1 protein-coding gene is annotated in these 995 nt (G+C 33.9%); it reads right to left on the bottom strand.

What is annotated here, in order from left to right:
* Window positions 1-288 precede the first annotated feature (288 nt).
* Window positions 289-699 (bottom strand): BrxA/BrxB family bacilliredoxin, encoded by a 411-nt coding sequence (locus FLS47_RS00020; protein ID WP_149912358.1) that lies wholly within the window; start codon window positions 697-699, stop codon window positions 289-291.
* Window positions 700-995: the final 296 nt, after the last annotated feature.

Below are 995 nucleotides of genomic sequence, written 5' to 3'. Positions count from 1 at the left end.
CCAATAACCCTTGAATATTAATTCGATTAATTACATCATTAACAATCCGAACTGGATGTGATTTGGAAACCAATTCATCCAGGCTTGGAGGAATTGCCATGATCTGGTCTTGATAATAAGGTTTAAAGACAGGTACTCTTTTGCTCATAAAACAATCTGATTACATATTAAAGATATGAAAATCAGGTGATTAAGGCAAACAATATGAGTGATAAAATATGAAAAAGAGGCTGCCCATTTTGAGACAGCCTATTCTTGTTTATACAAAAATCAAAATAAAATTACCGACTAGCAGTATTCTTCGAAAGCAGCTATTAGGTTGTCTGCAATCATCTGTGCAGGACGTCCTTCGATATTGTGTCTTTCGATGATGTGGACTAATTTACCATCTTTGAATAATGCCATTGCTGGAGAAGATGGAGGGTAAGGCAACATGTATTGACGTGCTTTATCAACAGCTTCTTTTTCCATGCCAGCAAATACAGTAACTAATTTACTAGGTTTTTTACCGTTCTCAACAGCAAAACGTGCTGCTGGACGAGCGTTTGCTGCTGCACAACCACATACTGAGTTTACAACAACAAATACAGTGCCTTCTGAAGGAATCGCTGAATCAACTTCCTCTACAGTTTTTAACTCTTGAAAACCTGCGTCTACTAATTCTTGACGCATTGGTGCTACTAAATATTCTGGATACATTGTTTTAAATTAAAAAGTTAAATTAAAAAATATCAAATCCTTAATTCAATCTTTGATACGTACAAATATACTTCGATTTAAAAGTTTATGCAAGATGCATTCCTCAACCGAATGTCAGAATTAATAGTTTGACAGGGTAAAGTTTTGATTTCATAGGAGTTCGAATTAATTAACGTGAGTTCGGGATAAGAAAAAGCTTTAAAAAAGAGGCTGTAAAACATAAAATAGGCTTGATTTTTGTATATAAATAGTTGACTATCAATTCAATACAATAATAAATCAAGCCTTATGTTGAG

Origin of the sequence: Sphingobacterium cavernae, from assembly GCF_008520265.1 — a bacterium.
Classification (GTDB): domain Bacteria; phylum Bacteroidota; class Bacteroidia; order Sphingobacteriales; family Sphingobacteriaceae; genus Sphingobacterium; species Sphingobacterium cavernae.
The sequence above is the reverse complement of the archived record's forward strand: the minus strand, read 5'-3'. Positions and strand labels throughout refer to the sequence as shown.

Bases quoted from the DNA above. Each gene is read 5' to 3' on its own strand.
- FLS47_RS00020 (WP_149912358.1), bottom strand. From the start codon at position 699: ATGTATCCAGAATATTTAGTAGCACCAATGCGTCAAGAATTAGTAGAC.